Origin of the sequence: Streptomyces hygroscopicus subsp. hygroscopicus (assembly GCF_030269125.1) — a bacterium.
Classification (GTDB): domain Bacteria; phylum Actinomycetota; class Actinomycetes; order Streptomycetales; family Streptomycetaceae; genus Streptomyces; species Streptomyces hygroscopicus_C.
In genome coordinates, this window is record NZ_BSSM01000028.1 from 19495 (window position 1) to 42415 (window position 22921).

The following is a 22921-nucleotide window of genomic DNA, read 5'->3' on the forward strand; positions in this document are numbered from 1 at the left end:
AGCGCCGCAGCACCTCGACATACCGAGAAATAGCAGTACGTACTTACGGCCCTGGTTGGGCCGTGCAGAGGATTCACCTCCTGTTGGGGGGAGTCCCCATCCCCCCAAAGTGAAACTTCGGGCCCAACAAGGAGAGCAGGGAACCCAGATGGCGGAGCTCACGATCCGGCCGGAGGAGATCCGGGACGCGCTGGAGAACTTCGTCCAGTCGTACAAGCCGGACGCGGCCTCGCGCGAGGAGGTCGGTACGGTCACCGTCGCCGGCGACGGCATCGCGAAGATCGAGGGTCTTCCCTCGGCCATGGCCAACGAACTGCTGAAGTTCGAGGACGGTACCCTCGGCCTCGCCCTCAACCTCGAGGAGCGCGAGATCGGTGCCGTCGTCCTCGGTGAGTTCAGCGGTGTCGAGGAGGGCCAGCCGGTCACGCGCACCGGCGAGGTGCTCTCCGTCGCGGTCGGCGAGGGCTACCTCGGCCGTGTCGTCGACCCGCTCGGCAACCCGATCGACGGCCTCGGCGAGATCGAGACGTCCGGCCGCCGCGCCCTCGAACTGCAGGCCCCCACGGTCATGCAGCGCAAGTCGGTGCACGAGCCGATGGAGACCGGCTACAAGGCCGTCGACGCGATGACCCCGATCGGCCGTGGTCAGCGTCAGCTGATCATCGGTGACCGCCAGACCGGCAAGACCGCCCTGGCCGTCGACACCATCATCAACCAGCGCGACAACTGGCGCACCGGCGACCCGAAGAAGCAGGTCCGCTGCATCTACGTCGCCATCGGCCAGAAGGGCTCCACCATCGCGGGCGTGCGCCGCTCGCTGGAGGAGAACGGCGCCCTGGAGTACACGACCATCGTCGCCGCCCCGGCGTCCGACCCGGCCGGCTTCAAGTACCTCGCGCCGTACACCGGTTCGGCCATCGGCCAGCAGTGGATGTACGAGGGCAAGCACGTCCTCATCATCTTCGACGACCTCTCGAAGCAGGCCGACGCCTACCGCGCCGTGTCCCTGCTGCTGCGCCGCCCGCCGGGCCGTGAGGCCTACCCGGGTGACGTCTTCTACCTGCACTCGCGTCTGCTGGAGCGCTGCGCCAAGCTCTCCGACGAGATGGGTGCCGGTTCGATGACCGGTCTGCCGATCGTCGAGACCAAGGCCAACGACGTCTCGGCGTTCATCCCGACCAACGTCATCTCCATCACCGACGGCCAGTGCTTCCTGGAGTCGGACCTGTTCAACGCCGGTCAGCGTCCCGCGCTGAACGTCGGTATCTCGGTCTCCCGAGTCGGTGGCTCCGCCCAGCACAAGGCGATGCGCCAGGTCTCCGGCCGTCTGCGCGTGGACCTCGCCCAGTTCCGCGAGCTGGAGGCGTTCGCCGCCTTCGGTTCCGACCTGGACGCGGCCTCGAAGTCGCAGCTGGAGCGCGGTCAGCGCATGGTCGAGCTGCTGAAGCAGGACCAGTACCAGCCGATGGCCACCGAGGACCAGGTCGTCTCCGTGTGGGCCGGCACCAACGGCCGTATGGACGACGTCCCGGTCGCCGACATCCGCCGCTTCGAGCGGGAGCTGCTGGACTTCCTGCACCGCAAGCACCAGGGCCTGATGACCTCCATCAAGGAGGGCGCCAAGATGTCGAACGACACGATCCAGGCGATCGACGACGCGGTGGCCGAGTTCAAGAAGCAGTTCGAGACCTCGGACGGCAAGCTGCTCGGCGAGGACACTCCTGCCGCTGCCGCCAAGTGACGTAAGGAAGGGACCTGACTCATGGGAGCCCAGCTCCGGGTCTACAAGCGTCGCATCCGATCCGTCAGCGCGACCAAGAAGATCACCAAGGCGATGGAGATGATCGCCGCCTCGCGCGTCGTCAAGGCGCAGCGCAAGGTGGCGGCCTCCACGCCGTACGCGACCGAGCTGACGCGCGCGGTCACGGCGGTCGGTACGGGTTCGAACACCAAGCACCCGCTCACCACGGAGGCGGAGACCCCGACCCGTGCCGCGGTCCTGCTCCTCACGAGCGACCGCGGTCTGGCCGGCGCCTTCAACTCCAACGCCATCAAGGCGGCGGAGCAGCTGACCGAGCGCCTGGAGCGCGAGGGCAAGCAGGTCGACTCGTACATCGTCGGCCGGCGCGGTGTCGCCCACTACAACTTCCGCGATCGCAAGGTCGCGGAGTCGTGGACGGGCTTCACCGACGAGCCGACGTACGCCGACGCCAAGAAGGTGGCGGCACCCCTGATCGAGGCCATCGAGAAGGACACGGCCGTGGGCGGCGTGGATGAGCTCCACATCGTCTACACCGAGTTCGTCTCGATGATGACGCAGACCGCGCTCGACGCCCGGCTGCTTCCGCTGCGCCTCGACGAGGTCGCCGAGGAGACGAGGTCCGAGGGCGAGATCCTCCCGCTCTACGACTTCGAGCCCTCGGCGGAGGACGTCCTCGACGCCCTGCTGCCGCGCTACGTCGAAAGCCGCATCTACAACGCGCTGCTCCAGTCGGCCGCCTCCAAGCACGCCGCCACGCGGCGCGCGATGAAGTCGGCCACCGACAACGCGGGCGAGCTGATCAACACGCTGTCCCGCCTTGCCAACGCGGCCCGCCAGGCCGAAATCACCCAGGAAATCAGCGAGATCGTCGGTGGCGCGAGCGCCCTGGCCGACGCGACCGCGGGGAGTGACCGATAATGACCACCACTGTTGAGACCGCGACGGCTACGGGCCGCGTCGCCCGGGTCATCGGCCCGGTCGTCGACGTGGAGTTCCCCGTCGACGCGATGCCGGACATCTACCAGGCGCTGCACGTCGAGGTGGCCGACCCGGCCAACGCCGGCGAGAAGAAGACGCTGACCCTGGAGGTCGCCCAGCACCTGGGTGACGGCCTGGTCCGCACCATCTCCATGCAGCCGACCGACGGCCTGGTCCGCCAGGCCCCGGTCCTCGACACCGGCGCGCCGATCTCGGTGCCGGTCGGCGACTTCACCAAGGGCAAGGTGTTCAACACCCTCGGTGAGGTGCTGAACGTCGACGAGCAGTACGAGGGCGAGCGCTGGCCGATCCACCGCAAGGCGCCGAACTTCGACGAGCTCGAGTCCAAGACCGAGATGTTCGAGACGGGCGTCAAGGTCATCGACCTGCTCACCCCGTACGTCAAGGGCGGCAAGATCGGCCTGTTCGGCGGCGCCGGCGTCGGCAAGACGGTGCTCATCCAGGAGATGATCTACCGTGTCGCCAACAACCACGACGGTGTCTCCGTGTTCGCCGGTGTCGGTGAGCGCACCCGTGAGGGCAACGACCTCATCGAGGAGATGACCGACTCGGGCGTCATCGACAAGACCGCCCTCGTCTTCGGTCAGATGGACGAGCCCCCGGGCACCCGTCTGCGCGTCGCGCTGGCCGGCCTCACCATGGCCGAGTACTTCCGTGACGTCCAGAAGCAGGACGTGCTGTTCTTCATCGACAACATCTTCCGCTTCACGCAGGCCGGTTCCGAGGTCTCCACGCTGCTCGGCCGTATGCCGTCCGCGGTGGGTTACCAGCCGAACCTGGCCGACGAGATGGGTCTCCTCCAGGAGCGCATCACGTCGACCCGCGGTCACTCGATCACCTCGATGCAGGCGATCTACGTCCCCGCGGACGACCTGACCGACCCGGCCCCGGCCACCACCTTCGCCCACCTCGACGCGACGACGGTTCTCTCCCGTCCGATCTCCGAGAAGGGCATCTACCCGGCCGTGGACCCGCTGGACTCGACGTCCCGGATCCTGGACCCGCGCTACATCGCCGCGGACCACTACAACGCGGCCATGCGCGTGAAGAACATCCTGCAGAAGTACAAGGACCTGCAGGACATCATCGCGATCCTCGGTATCGACGAGCTGGGCGAGGAGGACAAGCTCGTCGTCCACCGTGCCCGTCGCGTGGAGCGCTTCCTGTCCCAGAACACCCACGTCGCCAAGCAGTTCACCGGCGTGGACGGTTCGGACGTGCCGCTGGACGAGTCGATCGCCGCGTTCAACGCGATCTGCGACGGCGAGTACGACCACTTCCCGGAGCAGGCGTTCTTCATGTGCGGTGGTCTTGACGACCTCAAGGCCAACGCTAAGGAGCTGGGCGTCTCCTGAGCCTCGTGCTCGTCCGAGGGGGCGGGCGCGTCCCGCCCCCTCTTCCACGCCCACTAGAATTGACCCCAACACCCGGCACCCCTGCCGGGTGGTGACCCGAGGAGCCACCCTTGGCTGCTGAGCTGCACGTCGAGCTGGTCGCCGCGGACCGCCAGGTCTGGTCCGGCGAGGCCACCCTGGTCGTCGCGCGCACCACCTCCGGCGACATCGGCGTCATGCCCGGTCACCAGCCGCTGCTCGGTGTGCTGGAGTCGGGCCCGGTGACCATCCGTACGAGTGATGGCGGAACGGTCGTCGCCGCGGTGCACGGCGGTTTCGTCTCGTTCGCGGACAACAAGCTGTCCCTGCTGGCCGAGATCGCCGAGCTGTCGGACGAGATCGATGTCCAGCGCACGGAGCGGGAACTCGAGCGCGCGAAGGCGGAGGGCGACGCCGCCGCCGAGCGCCGCGCGGACGTCCGACTTCGTGCGGCGGCCGCGCGCTGACCCAGCCGCGCGGTACGTTGACATCACTCAGCCGCGGCCGGCCCGGAGCAATCCGGTGCCGGTCGCGGCTGAGGCAGATGTAGGTGTTTTTTCCGTTTCATTACTCAGTAGTAGAAGCAGTTCCTACCTAGGAGACGAGGAGGTCGGTGCCGATGGTCCTCGCTCTGACTGTGTGCGGGATCGTGGTCGCGCTCGTGGTGGTCGGGCTGTTTCTGTTCGGGCTGCGCCGCCGGCTCATCCAGCGCTCGGGCGGGACCTTCGACTGCTCCCTGCGCTGGGACGTGGCCGAGAAACCGGACACGGGCGGCAAGGGCTGGAGCTACGGCGTCGCGCGGTACAACGGCGACCGCATCGAGTGGTACCGGGTCTTCTCCTACGCCTTCCGCCCCCGCCGCGTCCTGGAGCGCTCCCAGATCGAGGTGGCCGGACGCCGGCTGCCCGAGGGCGAGGAGGAACTGGCGCTGCTGTCCGACGCGGTGGTCCTCGCCTGTGTCCACAGGGGCACGCGCCTCGAACTCGCCATGAGCGAGGACGCGCTGACCGGTTTCCTCGCGTGGCTGGAGGCGGCCCCGCCCGGTCAGCGGGTGAACGTGGCGTAGCCGTGTTCACCCTCCCCCGGGTGAACACGGGAGAGGGTGAACGGGCGTCGGCGCTGTTCGCTCTTACAGGTTGCTGCTGATGGCGTTCACCAGCTCGCCGTCGCTGGTGTCGCCGCTGAACTCCCAGAAGAACGCGCCGCCCAAGCCCTGGGACTTGGCCCAGCTCATCTTCCCGGCGATGGTCGACGGAGTGTCGTAGGACCACCAGTTGCCGCCGCAGTGGGCGTAGGCCGTGCCCGCGACGGTGCCGGTGACCGGGCAGGACGACTTGAGCACCTTGTAGTCCTCGATGCCCTGCTCGTAGGTGCCGGCCGCCGGGCCGGTGGCGGTGCCGCCGGGGGCGTCCTGGGTGACGCCGGTCCAGCCGCGGCCGTAGAAGCCGATGCCGATGAGCAGCTTGGACGCGGGGACCCCGGCCGCCTTGTACTTGGCCATCGCGTCGGCGGTGGTGAAGCCGGCCTTCGGGATGCCGCTGTACGAGGTGAGCGGGGAGTGCGGGGCGGTGGGGCCCTGCGCGTCCCAGGCGCCGAAGAAGTCGTACGTCATCACGTTGTACCAGTCGACGTACTGGGCGGCGCCGGCGTAGTCGGCGGAGTCGATCTTGCCGCCGTTCGAGCCGTCGGCGGAGACCGCGGCGGTGACGAGCCTGCCGGAGCCGAACTTGGCGCGGAGCGCGGCCATCACGTTCTTGAAGGCCTCGGGGCCGCTGGTGTCACAGGTCAGACCGCAGTCGTTGGGGTACTCCCAGTCGATGTCGATGCCGTCGAAGACATCGGCCCAGCGCGGGTCGTTGACGAGGTCGTAGCAGGACTGGGCGAAGCCGGCCGGGTCCTTGGCCGCGTCGGCGAAGCCACCGGACCAGGTCCAGCCGCCGAACGACCAGATGACCTTGAGGTTCGGGTACTTGGCCTTCAGTTCGCGCAGCTGGTTGAAGTTGCCGCGCAGCGGCTGGTCCCAGGTGTCCGCGACGCCGTTCACGGCCTGGTCGGCGGTGAACGCCTTGTCGTAGTCGGCGTAGGAGTCGCCGATGGCGCACTTGCCGCCGGTGATGTTGCCGAAGGCGTAGTTGATGTGGGTGATCTTGGCGGCGGAGCCGGAGGTCACCAGGTTCTTCACGTTGTAGTTGCGGGCGTAGATGCCCCAGTCGGTGAAGTAGCCGAGCTTGACCTTGCCGCCGGCCGGCGGGGGAGTGGTGGAGCCGCCGGTGGTGTGCACGGCGACGGCGGCGCTGACCGGACCGGTCTGGTCGGCGGTGTCGCGGGCCTGCACGGAGTAGGAGTAGTCGCTGCCGGCGGTGAGCCCGGTGTCGGTGTACGACGTCCCGGTCACGGTGGCCACGGCCTTGCCGTCGCGCAGCACGTCGTAGTTCTTGACGCCCTTGTCGTCGGTGGCCGCGCTCCAGGAGATCTTGACCGAGGTGTCGGTGACGCCGGAGGCGGTCGGGGTGCCGGGGGCGCTCGGGGCGGCGTCGCCGGGGACCGTCGTGCCGTCGCAGCTGCCGCCGTTGAGCGTGCAGTTGCTCGGGTTGCCCGATCCGGCGCCGTTGAAGCCGAAGCTGACGGAGGCGCCCGGGGCGAGGGTGCCGTTGTAGGACTTGTTCTTGGCGGTCCAGTGGTTGCCGGAGCTGGTGACGTCGGCGTCCCACGCGGAGGTGACGGACGTGCCGGAGGGGAAGTCCCACTCGACGGTCCAGGAGCTGATGGCGGTCGTACCGGAGTTCTTGATGGTCCACTGGCCACCGAACCCGGTGCCCCAGTCGCTGGACTTGGTGAAGCCGGCGGTGACGCCGGCGGCCTGGGCGCTGTCCGCGGCCGGCGCGGGACTCGCGAGCCCGACCAGCCCGGCCAGGGGGAGTACCAGGGTCGCGAGCCCTGCCGCGACCTTGTGTCTGAAGCGCATCGAGCGCCTCCCTCGGTAGTGGGGGTGACGGGGGGCATGACTGAGCCTTCATGCCCACGGTGCTGCGAGGGTAGAAAGGTCTGGACCATGGGTCAATAGGTCTGGACCAATCCAACTCCCGTTTACCCCCGTGTGATTGGGGGGTTTTCCCCATCGGGAGAGGGTCTTGGCGCTGCGTACGATCGCTGTGACTGATCGACGATCTGATTCACCGTGTACGGGGGACCTCTCATGCGACGCGCGCGTTTTCTTCCTGCTGTGGCCCTGGCCGCACTCACCGTCGGCGGGCTGTCCGCGTGCTCGGTCCTCGACCACAAGACCTTCGAGGACGACGCCAAGGTGTCCCAGAAGGTGACATCGATCCATCTGGACAGCGGGAACGGCGGGGTGAAGGTGGAGACCTCGGCCGACGCGTCCACGATCTCCGTGCACCGCAAGGTGGACTACCACGGCGACAAGCCGACCGGCACGTCCTTCCACGTGGAGAACGGCGTCCTGACGCTCGCCGGCTGCGGCCACGACTGCGGCGTCGACTACGAGGTCGAGGCCCCCGCCGGCCTCCCGGTCACGGGCGGCACCTCCAACGGCGACCTCAAGCTCAACGGCGTCGGCAGGGTCGACGTGCACACCAGCAACGGCGAGATCGCGGTGAACGGCGCGACGGGCCCGGTGAAGCTGCGCACGTCCAACGGCGACGTCCACGTCCGGAACGTCAAGGGCGGCGACATCGACACCCGCACCTCGAACGGCGAGGTGACCATCCGGTCCGCCACCCCGCAGAACATCAAGGCCCACACCAGCAGCGGCAGCCTCACCATCACGGTGCCGCCCGCCAAGTACCGGATATCGGCGGACACCACCAACGGCGACAAGAAGCTGGCCTTCAAGGACGATCCGTCGGGCCGCTACCTCCTCGACCTGTCGACGACGAACGGCGACCTGACGGTGGAGTCGGCGGGTTAGCCGTGCTGTCCGGAGAGGCCGGTGACGCGCTTGGCCGTCGAGGCGGTGAGGGGGCGCTGGTCGGCTTCCGCCGGGGGCGGCCTAGAGTGACGCGACACAGGGGGACGCGGCGTCGGTCGGAGGGAAGAATGAGCGAGACGAGAATCGTCGTGGACGACCTGTCCGGCCCGCAGATCGCCCGGTTCCTCGCCGAGCACGTCCGGCAGATGCGATCCTTGACGCCCCCGGAAAGCACGCACGCTCTCGACCTCGACGCGCTCCGCCGCCCCGACGTCACCTTCTGGTCGGCGCGGGAGGGCGACGCCGTCGTAGGCTGCGGCGCGATCAAGAGACTGGACGCTCACCACGCCGAGCTGAAGTCGATGCGCACCGCGCCGACGCGCACCCGCAGCGGGATCGCCTCCCGGTTGCTGGGGCACATCCTCACCGAGACCGAGCGTCTCGGGTTCACCCGGCTGAGCCTGGAGACCGGCGCGGCCGACTTCTTCCGGCCCGCCAGAAAGCTCTACGAGAAGTTCGGGTTCGACTACTGCGATCCCTTCGCCGACTACCGGCCCGATCCCAACAGCGTGTTCATGACCAAGGCGCTCTGACCCGGGGAGGCACACGACGACGGGTCCGATGCGGGGGCTGCTCCGGCCGTCGCCCTAACCCGGGGCCATCTCCTTGTCCTGGTTCGCCAGATGCCGCAGACCCGGTACCGGCAGTACGACGAGCACGGAAAGCGACAACGCGCCGGCAGCGAACCAGGCAAGGTACGTCGGCTTCCCCACCGCGGCCAGCAGCCAACCGGAGTTGCCAGCCGGGTCGACACGGTACGCAGCGCGTTGGCGTGGGACAGCACCTCACGCGGGACGGTGGACCGCAGAACGGCGCCGTAAGCGGGCCTGTGGAGCCCACTGCCGGCGCCCTGCACGACGGCGAGGGCGCCGAGGAACCACAGGGGCGCGTGCGGGCCACCGATCACCAGGCCCGCCACGGCGGCGGCACGCATCAGGTCCGAGGCGACGATGACCCGGCTGCGGCGGTAGCGGTCGGCCAGGGCTCCCCCGAGCAGCAGCGTCACCACCCCTCCGAGGGCGGTCGCGCCGAGAGTCAGACCGATCGCATGAGGGGCGTCCCGGCGCGGCAGCAGGTACAGGGACAATGCCACCGCGTAGGCCGCGTCGCCCGAGTAGTTCACGGTCTGCCCGAGCCAGAGGCGCCGGAACAACGGAGCGGCCAGGGGCCTGGCGATGTCTCTCACGGTCGTTCTCCCGGCGGGCGCCGCGGGAGGCACCGGGGGGCGTGCGTGCTAACGCTCGCCGCCCGGCACCCACAGCACGTCGCCGGTGGCCTTGTTGGCGATGCGGGCCAGGATGAAGAGGAGGTCGGAGAGGCGGTTGAGGTAGGTGGCGGTGAGGGGGTTCATGAGATCGCCGTGGACCTCCAGCGCCGCCCAGGTGGAGCGCTCGGCGCGGCGGACGACCGTGCAGGCCTGGTGGAGCAGCGCCGCGCCCGGGGTGCCGCCCGGGAGGATGAAGGAGCGCAGCTTCTCCAACCGGTCGTTGAAGCGGTCGCAGTCCGCCTCCAGGCGGTCGATGTAGAACTGCTCGACCCGCAGCGGGGGGTACTCGGGGTTCTCCGCCACCGGGGTCGACAGGTCCGCGCCCACGTCGAACAGGTCGTTCTGGACGCGGGTGAGGACCTGGACGACCTCCTCGTCCAGGCCGCCCAGGGCGATCGCGGTGCCGATCACCGCGTTGGCCTCGTTGGAGTCCGCGTAGGCGGAGATCCGGAGGTCCGTCTTGGGCACCCGGCTCATGTCGCCGAGGCTGGTGGTGCCCTTGTCGCCGGTCCGGGTGTAGATGCGCGTCAGATTGACCATGCGCCCAGCGTAGTTACGCTCCGGCGGTCCGGAACACCCGTGTGCCCGTCGTCACGGCCAGCGCGGCGAAGCCGACGGCGACGAGGACGCCGTAGAGCATGTGCGCCGTGGCGTAGTGGCCCACGTAGGCGTCGCGCATCGCGTCCACCAGATAGCGGAACGGGACGAAGTGCGACAGCACGTCGAGCCACCCGGGCGCGAGGCTCATCGGGAGCATCAGGCCGGACAGCAGCATGGAGGGCATCGACACCGCGTTGATCAGCGGGCCGAACTCCTGCGGGGTGCGGACCTTCATCGCCGTCGCGTACGACAGCGAGGCCAGGGAGAGGGTGAGCAGCGCGACGAACCCGAAGCCGATGAGGATGCCCGGCAGGGGTGCGCGCAGGCCCATCGCCAGCGCGGCCAGGACCAGCAGGACGGCCTGGAACACGAACACCGTGGCGTCGCGCAGCACGCGGCCGAGCAGCAGGGCGAGCCGGCTGACCGGGGTGACCCGCATCCGCTCCAGCACCCCCTGGGTGTTCTCCATGATGATCGTGAATCCTGCGAACAGGGCGCCGAACAGGCCGAGTTGGAGCAGCAGGCCCGGCACCAGGACCTGCCAAGAGCTGCCCGCCGCGCCCAGCGGGAGGCCGGTGAGCAGTGGCCCGAAGAAGAGCAGATAGAGCAGGGGGGTGAGGACGCCGAAGAGGAGGGCGAAGCGGGAGCGGAGGGACTGGCGGAGGTAGCGGCCGTAGACGAGGGCCGTGTCGTGCAGCAGCATGCGCGAAGGCTCCTGGGGCTATACGGCGACGGGGGCGTCGTCGGTCGGGACGGGGGCACGGCCGGTGACGGCCAGGAAGGTGCCCTGGAGCGTGGCGTCCAGGGAGCCCCCGTACCGCAGCTTGAGCGCGCCGGTCGTGCCCTCGGCCGCGACCACGCCGCCGTCGACGATCACCAGCCGGTCGGCGAGGGCGTCGGCCTCGTCCAGATAGTGGGTGGTCAGGAAGACGGTCGTGCCGTGCTCGTCGCGCAGCCGGCGGACGAGGTCCCACAGGCCGGCGCGGCTGCCGGGATCGAGTCCGGTGGTCGGCTCGTCCAGGAACAGCACCCGGGGGCGGTGGGTCAGTGCCATGGCGATGTCGAGGCGGCGTCGCTGACCGCCGGAGAGGGCGGCCGTCCTGCGGTCGAGGAGTCCCGTGAGGTCGAGGTCGCGGGCGAGTTCGGCCGCGCGGGCGACGGCGTCGGCCTTGGACAGCCGGTAGAACCGCGCCTGCGTGACCAGTTCCTCCCGCACCGTGATCTGCGGGTCGACGCCGCCGGACTGGGCGACGTAGCCGGAGACCCGGCGCACTCCGGCCGGGTCGGTCGCCAGGTCGTGCCCGGCGACGGTGGCCGCGCCGCCGGTCGGCTTCAGGAGGGTGGCGAGCATGCGCAGGGTGGTGGTCTTGCCGGCCCCGTTCGGGCCCAGGAAGCCGAGGATCTCGCCCTCGTGGACGGTCAGATCGATGCCGCGCACGGCTTCGACGGGGCCGGTTTTCGTGGGGAAGGTGCGGGCGAGGCGCGCCGCGCTGATGACTGCTGCCATGCCGCCCAGAAAAACAGAGTCTCTGAAAATTTGCAATGACACCAAGTTTTTAGGAGGTGCAGCGAAGTTAGGATGTGGCATGGCTGAGGGGCTCAGGGAACGGAAGAAGCGGCAGACCCGGCAGTACATCTCGGATGTCGCCACGGGGCTGTTCGTCGAGCGCGGCTTCGACGCGGTGACGGTCGCGGAGATCGCCGACGCGGCGAACGTCTCCGTCAACACCGTCTACAACTACTTTCCGGCCAAGGAGGATCTCTTCCTCGACCGTTCCTCGGGTGTGGTCGACCGGATGGCGCGCTGGGTCCGGGGCCGTCGCGAAGGCGAGTCGGCCGCGGCGGCGGTGCTGCGCGAGCTGCGTGAGGAGATCGAGGCGGTGTCCCCGCGCGTCGGCCTGTTCCCGGGCTACGCGGATTTCATGCGGGTCATCGAGGACGCCCCGGCCCTGCGCTCACGCCTGTGGGCCCTCGCCCAGGAGGTGCAGGCCAACCTGGAACAGGTCCTGCGCGAGGAGACCGGCGCGGCCGACGACGACGAGCTGCCCCATCTGATGGCCGGTCAGATCGGCTGGCTCCACGGCACGGTCATCGGTGTCATCGGCCGGGAGATGCTCAAGCGCCGGGAGCCGGCGGAGGTCTCGCGGGAGGCACTGGCGCTGCTGGACGAGATGGAGGGGCTGCTCGGCGAGCGGGTGCTCGGGTACGCGGTGAGCGGGCAAGATTAGGCGGCACGCCGGTCGCTGACATCCGGTGGCCAGGCCGACCCCGGCGCCGTCCGAACAGGGCGGCGCCGGGGATTCTCTCGTCAGTCGAGCACCCCGTTGCCGACAGCCCCGACGAACGCCGCCCACGCGCCGTCCGCGAAGAGGAGGGCGGGGCCGTGGGGGGTCTTGCTGTCACGGACGGGGACGGAAGCGGGGATGTCGTCGGAGACTTCGAGGCAGGCGCCGCCGTCGGGGTTGCTGTAGCTGCTCTTGCGCCACGTCACGCTGCTCAGGTCGATGACTCGGGGTCGCATGGCACTTCCTCCAACATCCGCAGGATGGACTTCCGCGACTCGGCAGGGGACAGTGCCTGGTCGCGCATGGCATCGTACGCACGTTGCAACTGCTCAACTGCTGCGCTTCCTTCCACCAGTTCACCGCGATGGGCATTCTCGGTGTACGCCACCGTGCTGCCGTCCAGCAGGCGCAGGAACATCACGTCCGTACTCACGAGGCCGTGGAGGCGGGCGGTCTGCGGGAGTACCTGAAGTGTGATGTTGGGGCGCTCGGAGACCTCCAGCAGGTACTCCAACTGTTCGCGCCATGCGTTCATGTCAGGCAGCCGTGCGCACAGTGCCGCCTCGGCGATAATGCTGCGGAACGGGGGTGCCCCCTCTCCCTCCAGCAACTTTCGCCGACTCGTGCGCGCCTCGACCTGCTGCTCCAGCTTCTCGCGCTCGACGCCGCCGAGCTTGAGCAGCTCACGGGCGTACCTTTCGGTCTGAAGCAGTCCATGCACCGTGCTCACGCCGAAGTGCCAGAAGTTGACCGCCTCCGCCTCCAGCGCGATGTACCGGCGGTACTTCTCTTTGAACGCGGTCGGATCCCCTATGGCCATCTCCCACATCGCCAGCAGCAACCCCGGCGTCCCGTAGAACTGGTCCAGCGCCTCCGCCACGTCCGGGCTCCCCAGCGTGCTCCCCGTCTCCAGCTTGCCGAAGAGGGACGCGTCCCAGCCGATCGCGTCGGCCAGTTGGCGAAGGCTCAGCCCTCTCGCGTGGCGCAGGCGGCGGAGTTCCTCCGCGTAGCGGCGTCTGGGCTCCTGGCTGCGTCCGGTGATCACCCCGCGCGGCGGCATGGCACACCCCCTCGGCTGATATGTAGCGCTGTGAACACGCAGCGTATCGGCCGGGGTTCGCACGCCGCTCGGTTTCCTTCGGAACTCGCCCCGATGTGACGTCCGTCAAATGAGACGTGACGCGCGTTACTTCATGGTCACACGGCCGCTTCGGAGCGCTATCGTCCGCCGAAGACACACATGTCTATAGCGGGTAACAGCGGGAAGAGGGAGTCGGACGTGGCAGGGAAGCTCGCCGTCATCGGGGCCGGTCTCATGGGGTCCGGTATCGCTCAGGTCGCCGCACAGGCGGGCTGGGAGGTCGTCCTTCGCGATGTCACCGACGAGGCGCTCAGGCGCGGTACCGACGGAATCAAGGCGTCGTACGACAAGTTCGTGAGCAAGGGCAAACTGGACGCGGCCGACGCCGAGGCCGCGCTGGGCCGTATCGCCGCGACCACCGACCTCGACGCCGCCGCCGACGCGGACATCGTCGTGGAGGCCGTGTTCGAGAAGCTGGAGGTCAAGCACGAGATCTTCCGCGCGCTCGACAAGATCGTGCGCCCCGAGACCGTGCTCGCCTCCAACACCTCCGCCATCCCGATCACCAAGATCGCGGCGGCCACCGAGCACCCCGAGCGGGTCGTCGGCGTCCACTTCTTCTCGCCGGTGCCGATGATGAAGCTGGTCGAGCTGGTCCGCGGTTACAAGACGAGCGACGAAGCCCTCGCCACCGCCCGGGAGTTCGCCGAGTCCGTCGGCAAGACCTGCATCGTCGTCAACCGCGACGTCGCCGGGTTCGTCACCACCCGCCTCATCTCCGCGCTCGTCGTGGAGGCCGTCAAGCTCTACGAGTCGGGCGTGGCGACCGCCGAGGACATCGACCTCGCCTGCAAGCTGGGCTTCGGGCACGCCATGGGCCCGCTCGCCACCACCGACCTGACCGGCGTGGACATCCTGCTGCACGCCACCGGGAACATCTACACCGAGTCCCAGGACGAGAAGTTCGCCCCGCCGGAGCTGATGCGCCGGATGGTGGATGCCGGTGACATCGGCCGCAAGAGCGGGCAGGGCTTCTACACGTACTGATCCGCTGTACGGACGCGTCCCGTCACCGAATTCATCCCGAAAGCATCACTCGCAGGGGTGAATTCGGTCTCGGTTCGCTTACAAGCAGCAACCGCACCGCCACGCATTCAGTCAGATGGTGCACAGCATCGACACGGAGAACGCCACAACCGCACTCAACGGGGAGCGTATATGCACATCAGGGGCGACCACGCCGAGCTGGTCGTCGGGGGGCGCCTCGACGTCCGCAGCGCGGCGGACGCCCGTACGGCCCTGCACTCGGCCGTCGACCGCGGCGCCGGCGACCTGGTGCTCGACCTGTCCGAACTGGACTCCTGGGACGCCACCGGGCTCGGGGTGATCATGGGTGCCCACCGGCGGGCCGGCCGCTGCGGTCGCCGTCTGGTGCTGCGCGGTGTGCCGCCGCAGATGCAGCGCCTGTTGGTGGCCACCCGGCTGCACCGCATCCTCGCCATCGAGGGCGGCATCGGGGTGGAGTCGCTGCCCCGGGTGTGAACACCCGCGGGAGGACCCGAAGGACGATCCGCGGGGCCCGCGGGCAATCCGCGCCGGACCGTGACGTCTCGGACCACGGGGTACCCCGCCCTGTCGTGGATACTGGGCGAAGGTTTAGGGTTCGGTCGCCCGCCGACTCGTATCCCTCGACCGAGCGGGTCCGGACCGGAGCGACAGTGCGGTGTGCGGCAGGCCGGGAGGGGCCGGAATGCGAGCACACGACGCTTATGGGGGGCTTGAACCCATGGACCCGATCAGCCCGGGACCCGAGGAGTACGGACACGCGGGCGGCCGACGCCCGCACCGGGACCCCCTCGCCGCCGACTTCGGCCCGAGCACGCCGGCGCCCGCGCGCACGGCGCACCTCGTCTCCGGCGATCTGCTGCTGACCGTCAACCCCGTGGACGGCAGCGAGATCGAGCCCTGCCCGCCGGCCGAGCGCCCGGGTCGCCCCCGCAAGCGCGACGAGGCCGAGCGGGCCGAGGTCGAACACCTCTCCCGCCCCCCGGTGCCGCCGGGCCCCGCCCAGCACCCGCTGCCGCTGCTGGAGCGCCAGGAGGTACGGGAGCAGCTGGTACGGCTGCTCGCGCGCGGCCGCACCGTGCGGCTCACCGGGCCCGGCGGGTCCGGTCGTACCGCCCTGCTCGACCTGGTCGCCGACGACTGCGACGACCTCGCGCCCGACGGCGTGGTGCGCCTCAGCGGCGTCCACCGCACCGCCGAGGACCTCCTCCACGAGCTCTTCCACACCGTCTACGACGCCCCCGGCCACCGCCCCGAGCGCCTCGAACTGCGGGCGCCGCTCGCGGAGATCGGCGCGGTCGTCGTCCTCGACGACCTCGAGTTCGGCGGCGCCGAGCTGGACGAGCTGCTCGACGCGACGCCCGAGTGCGCCTTCCTGGTCGCCGCCACCCCGGACGTGCCCGCGCCCTCCGCCGACGCCGACGTCGAGGAGGTCCTCCTCGGCGGGCTCGACCGGGCCGGCGGGGTGGAGATCCTGGAGCGCACGGCCGGGCGCGTGCTCACCGAGGAGGAGGCCAACTGGGCCGGCGACCTGTGGTTCGAGTCCGAGGGGCTGCCCCTGCGGTTCGTCCAGGCGGGCGCGTTGCTGCGGCAGCGGGACCAACTGCGGGCCGAGACCGGGGCGGTGGACGAGTTCGGCGTCTTCGAGGACGTACGGCCCGTCGTGAACGCGGTGGCGGAGTTCGCGGACGAGAGCGGTCCGCTGCCCTCGCTCGGCGAGGCCGCCGCGCCCGCGCCGCTGCTCGCCTCCCGGCTCAGCGCCTCCGCCCGCGCCACGCTGCGGTTCGCGGTCGCCCTCGGCGGCGAGGTACCGCACCAGGCGCATCTGCCCGCGCTGGTCGGCGACACCCATGCCGACGCGGCGCTCGGCGAGCTGGCGAGCTGCGGCCTGGTCTCCCCGGCGGGCCCGCGCTACCGGCTCGCGGCCGGGGTGCAGGCGCAGCTGGAGGCGGCGGGGTACGGCGACGATGCCGCCGAGCGGGCCCGCACGGCGGCCCGGCACTACGCCTGGTGGGCGGGGCATCCCTCCGTCACGCCGGAGCGGGTGAGCGCGGAGGCCGACGCGGTGCTCGCGGCGCTGACGGCCGTGGTGCCGCCGGTCGAGGGCGATGACGGCGAGGCGGTGCGGCTCGCGCGGACGGCCGCGCCCGCGTTCGCCGCCGCGCTGCGGTGGAGCGCCTGGGAGCGGGCCCTGCGATGCGGTGCCGAGGCATCTTTGCAGTCCGGTGACGTGCCCGAACAAGCCTATTTCCACCACGAGTTGGGGATTCTCGCGCTGTGCGGTGGGCGGCTGGACCGGGCCCGTGCGGAGCTGGAGGCGTCGATCGGGCTGCGCGGCGCGCTCGCCGACAAGCGGGGCACCGTCGCCGGACGCCGGGCGCTGGCGCTCGTCGCGGACCGGGCGGGGGAGCTGCCGGGGATTCCGGTGGTCCCGGGGGAGCCCGAGGGAGCGCCGGCGCCGCCGGTGCCGGACACCCTGGTCACGCCCCGGATCGTGCCCGCGCCCGCGAAGGGGCTGGGGATACGGCGTCTCGCGCGCCGCAATCTGGTGGCGGCGGGCTCCGGCGCGCTGCTCGCGGCGGTGCTGGGCACGGTGGTGACGCTCGGCATGACGTCCCACGACGGCGACGACAAGAACCCCGCGGGGCGGGCCGACGTGAACCCCTCCACGAGCCAGGACGCGGGCGACCCGGCCGCCGACCCGGGCCCGGCCCAGGACCCGGGCACCACCTCCCAGGTGCCGGCGGCCCACTCCGCGACCCCGGCCCCGGCGGGCACGTACGCGGGGACGGCCGAGCCGATGCCGTCGGCGAGCCCGTCGGCCGGTGCGAGCGGCACCGCGGGCACGGGCACGGGCACCGGGGGCACGTCCCCGGCGCCGACCTCGCCCAAGCCGACCTCCCCGAAGCCGACCAAGCCGACCTTCCCGACCCCTTCCTCGTCCTCCCCCTCCCCGACGGGGCCGGGCTCCGGCTCGCCGAGCCCCACGGGGTCGGACACCCCGACCGGCTCGCCCCAGTCCTCTTCCCTGGCGGTGACCCCGCAGAACAGGGAGACGACGCAGACGGCGACCGCGATCGACCCGGGCTGGGCGGTACCGAGCCCCATGTGACGAACGGCGGTGCGGGACCGGCCCCAGGCCGGTCCCGCACCGCCGTCGGTCGCCGCGTCCCTCAGAACAGCCGCAGCTTGTCGTCCTCGATGCCGCGCAGGGCGTCGTAGTCGAGGATGTGGCACGCGATGTCGCGGTCCGTGGCGAGGACGCGGGCCTGGGGCTTGATCTCCTGGGCGGCGAAGATGCCGCGGACCGGGGCGAGGTGGGGGTCGCGGTTGAGGAGGTCGAGGTAGCGGGTCAGCTGCTCGACGCCGTCGATCTCACCGCGGCGCTTGATCTCGATCGCGACCGTCCGGCCCTCGGCGTCCCGGCACAGGATGTCCACCGGCCCGATGGCCGTCATGTACTCGCGCCGGATGAGCGTGTACCCGTCGCCGAGGGTCTCGATGCGGTCGGCGAGCAGTTCCTGGAGGTGTGCCTCCACGCCGTCCTTGATCAGACCGGGGTCGACACCGAGTTCGTGCGAGGAGTCGTGGAGGATCTCCTCCATCGTGATGATCAGTTTCTCGCCCGCCTTGTTGACGACGGTCCACACGCCCTCGTCCTCGCCGGCGCCCTCCTTCAGCGTGCAGGGCGGCGACATCCAGTTGAGGGGCTTGTAGGCCCGGTCATCGGCGTGGATGGAGACGCTGCCGTCCGCCTTGACCAGGATCAGGCGCGGCGCCGAGGGCAGGTGGGCGGTGAGCCGGCCGGCGTAGTCGACCGAGCACCGGGCAATGACGAGACGCATGGTCGGCAACGCTACTCGACACCCGCCGCCGGGCGCGATTCGCCCGACCCGCTCCCTGTGGATCGCCCCACTTGTCACTGCTTTGTCCCTGGAAACTCTTGTTCATCCTTGGCCGATTGTGGGTGCAACCCGACCATTCCATATACGCATTCTGGTGGTGTGGTCACCGACCGTTGCCTACCGTAGAGAACGGGAGGTCGCGGTCCATGTACGCAGCGTGTTTGACGGCGCGAACTCCCTTTGTCCGTCCGGCAACCCCCTGTTCCCCGGGGGTGCGAGAGGAGTACCCATGTCGCTCGACGTCTCACCGGCCCTACTCGAAGCGGCCGAGCGAGGCGAGGTCGACGAAGCAGACTTCGTCGACTGCGTCCGGACCTCCCTGCCCTACGCATGGGAGATGATCAGCTCCCTGGTGGCCCAGCTGAAGGTGGACGGCGGCCCCTTCGCCGACAACCAGACGCCCCCGCCGGACGAGCAGGCACGCGGCCAGTTGCTGCGCGCCCTCGCGAGTGACGCCATCCGCGGCGCGCTGCAACGGCACTTCGGCGTGCGGCTGGCCTTCCAGAACTGCCACCGGGTCGCGGTGTTCCCGCTGGACGCCTCGGTGGACGAGACCCTGACCCGCTTCACCTCGGTGCGGGCCCAACTGCTGAACCAGTCGCCGGAACTTCGGGACTGCTGACCCGCGGCCCCGGCGCGTCCGGGGCGGTGCGTCGCCTGCTTGCCGCTCCGCCCGCGGGAGGTGCATTCGGTGCTGGGGCGGCAAGCCCCCCAGGTGGCTTGCCCGTTGTTCCTGTACGGCAGTGTGCGTCAGCGCAGCTGCGGAAGAACCTCGGCGCCCAGGCGCCGCAGGGTGTCCTCCGTCGCCGCGAGATCGCCCGAGCCCTCGACCAGCAGGGCGAAGCGGGAAATGCCCGTGCGCTCAGCGGTGGCCGCGAGCCGGTCACCGGCGAGCCGCGGGGTGCCCACCGGGTGCAACCCGCAGAGCAGCTCGGTGTAGGCGTGCGGATCACGCATCGCGCGCTTGCGCCCGTCGACCGTGACATGCGCGTCGAGTCCCTGTTCCAGCCAACCCGGCATCGCCTTGAGCAGGGTCTCCGCCGCGTCCTGCCTGCGGTCGGCGAGCTGGCAGACACCGGCCGCGACGTGCGCCGCCTCCGCGATCTCCTCGGGTGGCCGGCCCGCCGCGCGGGCGCAGCGCCGCCACAGGGCGACCATCTCCGCCTTCTCCTCGTCGCCCGCGTGCATCCCGAGCAGCATCGGCAGCCCGCGCTCCGCGGCCAGCCGTACGCTCTTCGGCGAGGTGCACGCGACGACGACCTCGGGGCCCGGGGTGTCCGTCAGGGCCTCCGAGGGGCGGGGTACGACGGGTACCTCGCGGAACGCGAACCGCTCGCCGGACGCGCCCACGGCCGGCTCGCGCAGCCAGCGCAGCAGCAGGTCGAGCGACTCGGGGAACCCGTTCTCGTACGCGTCGAGGCCCATGCCGAAGACCTCCAGGTCCACCCAGGGACCGCCGCGGCCCACCCCGAGGGTGAACCGCCCGCCGCTCGTCACGTGCAGCAGCGCGGCCTGCTCGCCGAGGGCCACCGGGTGCGCGGTGGGCAGTACGCTGACCGCGGTGCCGACCCGGATACGGTGGGTGCGGCCGAGCAGCAGGGCGGCCAGGGTGACGGCCGAGGGACAGGTGCCGTACGGCACGAAATGGTGCTCGGCCAGCCACACCGAGTCGAGGCCGGCCTCCTCGGCGACCTCCGCCGAGCGCACCGCCCGGTGCAGGGCCTCCCCCTGGCCCTGGCCCGGGAACTGGGCACCCAGCACAAAGCTTCCTACGTACATCGCGTTTCCCGCTTCCTCGGCTCCGACCCGGAGCTCCCCCACACCGGCATAACCGTCTGACACGTGCCCAGGACACGGCCTGGCGGGGTAATTTGCCGATTGTCTGCGTAATCGGCCGTTCCGAGGGGGGACTTGCGCCGGTTGGCGGCCTTCGCGTGCCCCGCCCGGCGGCGCGTAGGCTGGACGCCGTCCGCCCCTGCCGCCGAGCCCCGAGAGGTGTCCCGTGTCCCCGCGCCGCAACCGACCGAAGGCCGCCGGCTCGTCCGGCCGCAGCGCCGAGGACGACCGCGCCGAGCGGTACGGCGGTTTCCAGTCCACGGAGGACTGGGCGGGCGAGGAGTGGAGCGTGCGGCATGTCGCGGGCGCGAGCGCCGAGGGCAAGACCTACCGCTGCCCCGGCTGCGACCAGATGATCCCCTCCGCGGTCCCGCACGTGGTGGCCTGGCCCCAGTACGCGGGCGTCGACGACCGCCGCCACTGGCACAAGGCCTGCTGGAACGCGCGAGACCGCCGCACCTCACGGGTGCAGCGGTCTCGTAACGCGCCGAGGTTCTGAGGCCCGGGGGCCGGTCTCACACGTCCCGGTTGCGCAGCAGCACGTACGCTCCCGCGCCGGCCGCCGCGGTCAGGCCCATCATGATCCACAGCGGGTCCCAGCCCGTGGGTCCGGAGCCGCTGAGCGTGTTGTCGTAGAAGACGCTGAGCTGGCTCGGGAAGCTGTACTCGAACAGGAAGTCGCGCACCGAGCGCAGCGATTCCGTGGCCATGAACAGCGCGAGCACCAGCGGGGCGAGCACCAGGCCGATCATGATGGTGATGCCGCCCGCCGAGTGCCGGATCATCGAGCCGACGAGCAGCGCGAGCAGGCCGAGCAGCGCGATGTAGAGGCTCACGCCGACGGTGGCCTTGAACCAGTCCCCGCCGGAGGGCGACGCGGCACCGGAGCCGGACAGCATCGACGACTGCACCATCGCCACGAAGGACACCGACACCAGGGTCACCACGAAGGCGACCGCGAAGAACACGATCGCCTTGGCGGCCAGCACCCGCCCGCGGCTCGGGCACGCCGTCATCGTCGTGCGGATCATGCCGGTGCCGTACTCCGAGGCCGTGGTCAGCACGCCGAGCGTGATGATGCACATGTTGCCGACGAGCACTCCGAAGAAGCCGAAGGACAGCGGGTTCGAACCGCTCATCGAGGCGTCGCTCGCGTGGGCCGACACCAGCCCTCCGACCAGCAGACCGATGCCCACGACGAGGAACACGAAGACGCTGAGCGTCCAGATCGTCGAGCGGACCGACCTGATCTTCGTCCACTCCGAGGCCACCGCGTGCCCGAGGTGGGTGCGCACCACCGGGATCGGCGAGGTGTAGCCGGGGTACGAGCCGCCGGGCGCCGCCTGCCAGTGGGGCGCGGCGGCCGGGGCCTGCGGCATCGGGGGCTGGTGGGTGCTCATCGGGCGTCCTCGGGCTGGGTCGTGTCGGCGGCGGGGGCGGCGGGGGCCGGGGGAGCGGCCGGGGCAGCGGGGGCCGGGGTCGCGGGGGCCGGGGCCTGGACGGCCTGGGGCGCCGGCTGGGCGTACGGGTTCGCGACCGCGGCGCCATGGCCCGCCGGGGCGCCCGGAGCGCCGTACGCGCCCGCCGGGGCGCCGCCGTAGGGGCCCGCCGGGGCGCCGGGGCCGCCCGCCGGCATCACGAAGGGCTGCCCGCCCTGCTGGGGGGACGGCGGGGCGTACCAGCCGGGCTGGCCCTGGCCGGGCACCGGCATGGGCGGCTCGGCGCCGGGCGGCAGCGGCTGCTGCAGACCCGCCTTCTGGTCGGTGGTGGAGCGGTAGTCCACCGCGCCCTGGGTCATCCGCATGTACGCCTCCTCCAGCGAGGCCTGGTGCGGCGACAGCTCCCACAGCCGCACGCCCGCCTCGTGCGCGAGGTCGCTGATGCGGGGCAGCGGCAGCCCGGTCACGCGCAGCGCGCCGTCCTGCTCCGGCAGGACGTGGCCGCCGGCCTCGGTGAGCGCGGCGCCGAGTTTCTCGCGCAGCTGCGGCTCGGTGTCGGGGGTGCGCACCCGCGCGAAGTCGGCGGAGTTGGCGGAGATGAAGTCCCTCACGCTCATGTCGGCGAGCAGCTGGCCGCGCCCGATCACGATGAGGTGGTCGGCGGTCAGCGCCATCTCGCTCATCAGGTGCGAGGAGACGAAGACGGTACGGCCCTCCGCCGCCAGCGCCTTCATCAGGTTGCGCACCCAGAGGATGCCCTCGGGGTCGAGGCCGTTGACCGGCTCGTCGAAGAGCAGCACCTGGGGGTCGCCGAGCAGCGCGGCGGCGATGCCGAGGCGCTGGCCCATGCCGAGCGAGAAGCCCTTGGAGCGCTTCTTGGCGACGTCCTGGAGGCCGACGACGCCGAGCACCTCGTCCACGCGGCGGGCCGGGATGCCCGACAGCTGGGCGAGGCTCAGCAGGTGGTTGCGGGCGGAGCGGCCGCCGTGCACGGCCTTGGCGTCGAGCAGCGCGCCCACCTGGCGGGGCGCGTTGGGCAGCCTGCGGTAGGGATGGCCGCCGATGGTCACCTGGCCGGACGTCGGGTTGTCCAGTCCGAGGATCATCCTCATCGTCGTGGACTTGCCCGAGCCGTTGGGCCCGAGGAAGCCGGTCACGGCTCCGGGTCGCACCTGGAAGGAAAGGTTGTACACGGCGGTCTTGTCGCCGTACCGCTTCGTCAGGCCTACAGCCTCGATCATGCTCCGCACCCATCGGAAGGTTCAGGACAGCGGGGAACCGCCCCCGTAAGGGTTAGGAGGATATCGGGGCGCTGACGGTT

At 70.6% G+C, this 22921-nt stretch carries 24 protein-coding genes; 13 read left to right on the forward strand and 11 right to left on the reverse strand.

The genetic code is table 11. The annotated features are described in order from the left end of the window. Positions 1-148: 148 nt before the first annotated feature. From atpA to QSK45_RS36935, 5 genes are all read left to right on the forward strand, one after another. Positions 149-1741, forward strand: coding sequence for a F0F1 ATP synthase subunit alpha (gene atpA / locus QSK45_RS36915; RefSeq protein ID WP_285563330.1), 1593 nt, complete (start codon positions 149-151; stop codon positions 1739-1741). 21 nt (positions 1742-1762) lie between these two features. After that, complete coding sequence (locus tag QSK45_RS36920; protein ID WP_285563331.1) at positions 1763-2680, forward strand: F0F1 ATP synthase subunit gamma; 918 nt, start codon at positions 1763-1765, stop codon at positions 2678-2680. Continuing rightward, complete coding sequence (gene atpD / locus QSK45_RS36925) at positions 2680-4116, forward strand: F0F1 ATP synthase subunit beta (protein WP_285563332.1); 1437 nt, start codon at positions 2680-2682, stop codon at positions 4114-4116. Before QSK45_RS36920 ends, atpD begins: the two co-directional genes overlap by 1 nt. Before the next feature lie 110 nt (positions 4117-4226). Then, the gene (locus tag QSK45_RS36930) at positions 4227-4601 is read left to right on the forward strand and encodes a F0F1 ATP synthase subunit epsilon (RefSeq protein WP_046421578.1); all 375 of its coding nucleotides are present in this window, start codon (positions 4227-4229) and stop codon (positions 4599-4601) included. A gap of 152 nt (positions 4602-4753) precedes the next feature. Next, on the forward strand, positions 4754-5200 hold the full coding sequence (locus QSK45_RS36935) for a DUF2550 domain-containing protein (RefSeq protein ID WP_285563333.1): 447 nt from the start codon (positions 4754-4756) through the stop codon (positions 5198-5200). Between the two features lie 63 nt (positions 5201-5263). On the opposite strand, the gene QSK45_RS36940 is transcribed toward QSK45_RS36935, so the two are convergent. Next, a complete protein-coding gene (locus QSK45_RS36940) occupies positions 5264-7099 on the reverse strand; it encodes a glycoside hydrolase family 18 chitinase (RefSeq protein ID WP_285563334.1) in 1836 nt (611 codons plus the stop codon). A gap of 258 nt (positions 7100-7357) precedes the next feature. Between QSK45_RS36940 and QSK45_RS36945 the strand changes: the two genes are divergently transcribed. Continuing rightward, complete coding sequence (locus QSK45_RS36945) at positions 7358-8062, forward strand: DUF4097 family beta strand repeat-containing protein (protein ID WP_285563335.1); 705 nt, start codon at positions 7358-7360, stop codon at positions 8060-8062. A gap of 128 nt (positions 8063-8190) precedes the next feature. After that, entirely contained in the window at positions 8191-8655 is a 465-nt protein-coding gene (locus QSK45_RS36950) for a GNAT family N-acetyltransferase (protein ID WP_285563336.1), read from the forward strand. Here QSK45_RS36950 and QSK45_RS38695 read toward each other — a convergent pair. Genes QSK45_RS38695 through QSK45_RS36965 form a run of 4 tightly spaced genes read right to left on the reverse strand, consistent with a single transcriptional unit; the run spans position 8610 to position 11496 of the window. Continuing rightward, the gene (locus QSK45_RS38695; RefSeq protein ID WP_490993669.1) at positions 8610-9341 is read right to left on the reverse strand and encodes an MFS transporter; all 732 of its coding nucleotides are present in this window, start codon (positions 9339-9341) and stop codon (positions 8610-8612) included. The genes QSK45_RS36950 and QSK45_RS38695 overlap by 46 nt on opposite strands. A 15-nt stretch (positions 9342-9356) precedes the next feature. Then, positions 9357-9929: a cob(I)yrinic acid a,c-diamide adenosyltransferase gene (locus QSK45_RS36955; protein WP_285563337.1), complete on the reverse strand. Its 573-nt coding sequence runs from the start codon at positions 9927-9929 to the stop codon at positions 9357-9359. Between the two features lie 13 nt (positions 9930-9942). Then, positions 9943-10692 carry an ABC transporter permease gene (locus QSK45_RS36960; protein ID WP_285563338.1) on the reverse strand — a complete coding sequence of 250 codons (750 nt, stop codon included), beginning with the start codon at positions 10690-10692 and terminating at the stop codon, positions 9943-9945. An 18-nt stretch (positions 10693-10710) separates the two neighbouring features. Continuing rightward, positions 10711-11496: an ABC transporter ATP-binding protein gene (locus QSK45_RS36965; protein WP_285563339.1), complete on the reverse strand. Its 786-nt coding sequence runs from the start codon at positions 11494-11496 to the stop codon at positions 10711-10713. Positions 11497-11575: 79 nt separating this feature from the next. Between QSK45_RS36965 and QSK45_RS36970 the strand changes: the two genes are divergently transcribed. Further along, positions 11576-12217 (forward strand): TetR/AcrR family transcriptional regulator, encoded by a 642-nt coding sequence (locus QSK45_RS36970; RefSeq protein WP_285563340.1) that lies wholly within the window; start codon positions 11576-11578, stop codon positions 12215-12217. 80 nt (positions 12218-12297) lie between these two features. Here the strand turns inward: QSK45_RS36970 and QSK45_RS36975 are convergent, their stop codons facing one another. Beyond that, the gene (locus tag QSK45_RS36975) at positions 12298-12510 is read right to left on the reverse strand and encodes a DUF397 domain-containing protein (protein WP_285563341.1); all 213 of its coding nucleotides are present in this window, start codon (positions 12508-12510) and stop codon (positions 12298-12300) included. After that, positions 12486-13334 carry a helix-turn-helix domain-containing protein gene (locus tag QSK45_RS36980; RefSeq protein ID WP_285563391.1) on the reverse strand — a complete coding sequence of 283 codons (849 nt, stop codon included), beginning with the start codon at positions 13332-13334 and terminating at the stop codon, positions 12486-12488. Before QSK45_RS36980 ends, QSK45_RS36975 begins: the two co-directional genes overlap by 25 nt. Positions 13335-13553: 219 nt before the next feature. On the opposite strand from QSK45_RS36980, the gene QSK45_RS36985 reads away from it, so the two are divergent. The 3 genes from QSK45_RS36985 (at position 13554) to QSK45_RS36995 (ending at position 17532) form a co-directional block, all read left to right on the forward strand. Continuing rightward, positions 13554-14402: a 3-hydroxyacyl-CoA dehydrogenase family protein gene (locus QSK45_RS36985; protein WP_285563342.1), complete on the forward strand. Its 849-nt coding sequence runs from the start codon at positions 13554-13556 to the stop codon at positions 14400-14402. Between the two features lie 171 nt (positions 14403-14573). After that, the gene (locus QSK45_RS36990; protein ID WP_285563343.1) at positions 14574-14897 is read left to right on the forward strand and encodes an STAS domain-containing protein; all 324 of its coding nucleotides are present in this window, start codon (positions 14574-14576) and stop codon (positions 14895-14897) included. A gap of 244 nt (positions 14898-15141) precedes the next feature. Continuing rightward, positions 15142-17532: an ATP-binding protein gene (locus QSK45_RS36995; RefSeq protein WP_285563344.1), complete on the forward strand. Its 2391-nt coding sequence runs from the start codon at positions 15142-15144 to the stop codon at positions 17530-17532. A 61-nt stretch (positions 17533-17593) separates the two neighbouring features. On the opposite strand, the gene nucS is transcribed toward QSK45_RS36995, so the two are convergent. Then, positions 17594-18265 carry an endonuclease NucS gene (gene nucS / locus QSK45_RS37000; protein ID WP_285563345.1) on the reverse strand — a complete coding sequence of 224 codons (672 nt, stop codon included), beginning with the start codon at positions 18263-18265 and terminating at the stop codon, positions 17594-17596. 289 nt (positions 18266-18554) lie between these two features. Between nucS and QSK45_RS37005 the strand changes: the two genes are divergently transcribed. Continuing rightward, positions 18555-18947 carry an SCO5389 family protein gene (locus QSK45_RS37005; protein WP_285563346.1) on the forward strand — a complete coding sequence of 131 codons (393 nt, stop codon included), beginning with the start codon at positions 18555-18557 and terminating at the stop codon, positions 18945-18947. Positions 18948-19075: 128 nt separating this feature from the next. Here QSK45_RS37005 and QSK45_RS37010 read toward each other — a convergent pair whose 3' ends face one another. Beyond that, positions 19076-20104 (reverse strand): LLM class flavin-dependent oxidoreductase, encoded by a 1029-nt coding sequence (locus tag QSK45_RS37010; RefSeq protein ID WP_285563347.1) that lies wholly within the window; start codon positions 20102-20104, stop codon positions 19076-19078. 223 nt (positions 20105-20327) lie between these two features. Between QSK45_RS37010 and QSK45_RS37015 the strand changes: the two genes are divergently transcribed. Beyond that, positions 20328-20660: an Rv1322 family protein gene (locus tag QSK45_RS37015; RefSeq protein WP_285563348.1), complete on the forward strand. Its 333-nt coding sequence runs from the start codon at positions 20328-20330 to the stop codon at positions 20658-20660. Between the two features lie 16 nt (positions 20661-20676). Here QSK45_RS37015 and QSK45_RS37020 read toward each other — a convergent pair whose 3' ends face one another. Then, complete coding sequence (locus QSK45_RS37020) at positions 20677-21561, reverse strand: ABC transporter permease (protein WP_285563349.1); 885 nt, start codon at positions 21559-21561, stop codon at positions 20677-20679. Continuing rightward, on the reverse strand, positions 21558-22841 hold the full coding sequence (locus QSK45_RS37025; RefSeq protein WP_285563350.1) for an ABC transporter ATP-binding protein: 1284 nt from the start codon (positions 22839-22841) through the stop codon (positions 21558-21560). The genes QSK45_RS37020 and QSK45_RS37025 overlap by 4 nt, the downstream gene beginning before the upstream one ends. Positions 22842-22921 lie beyond the last annotated feature (80 nt).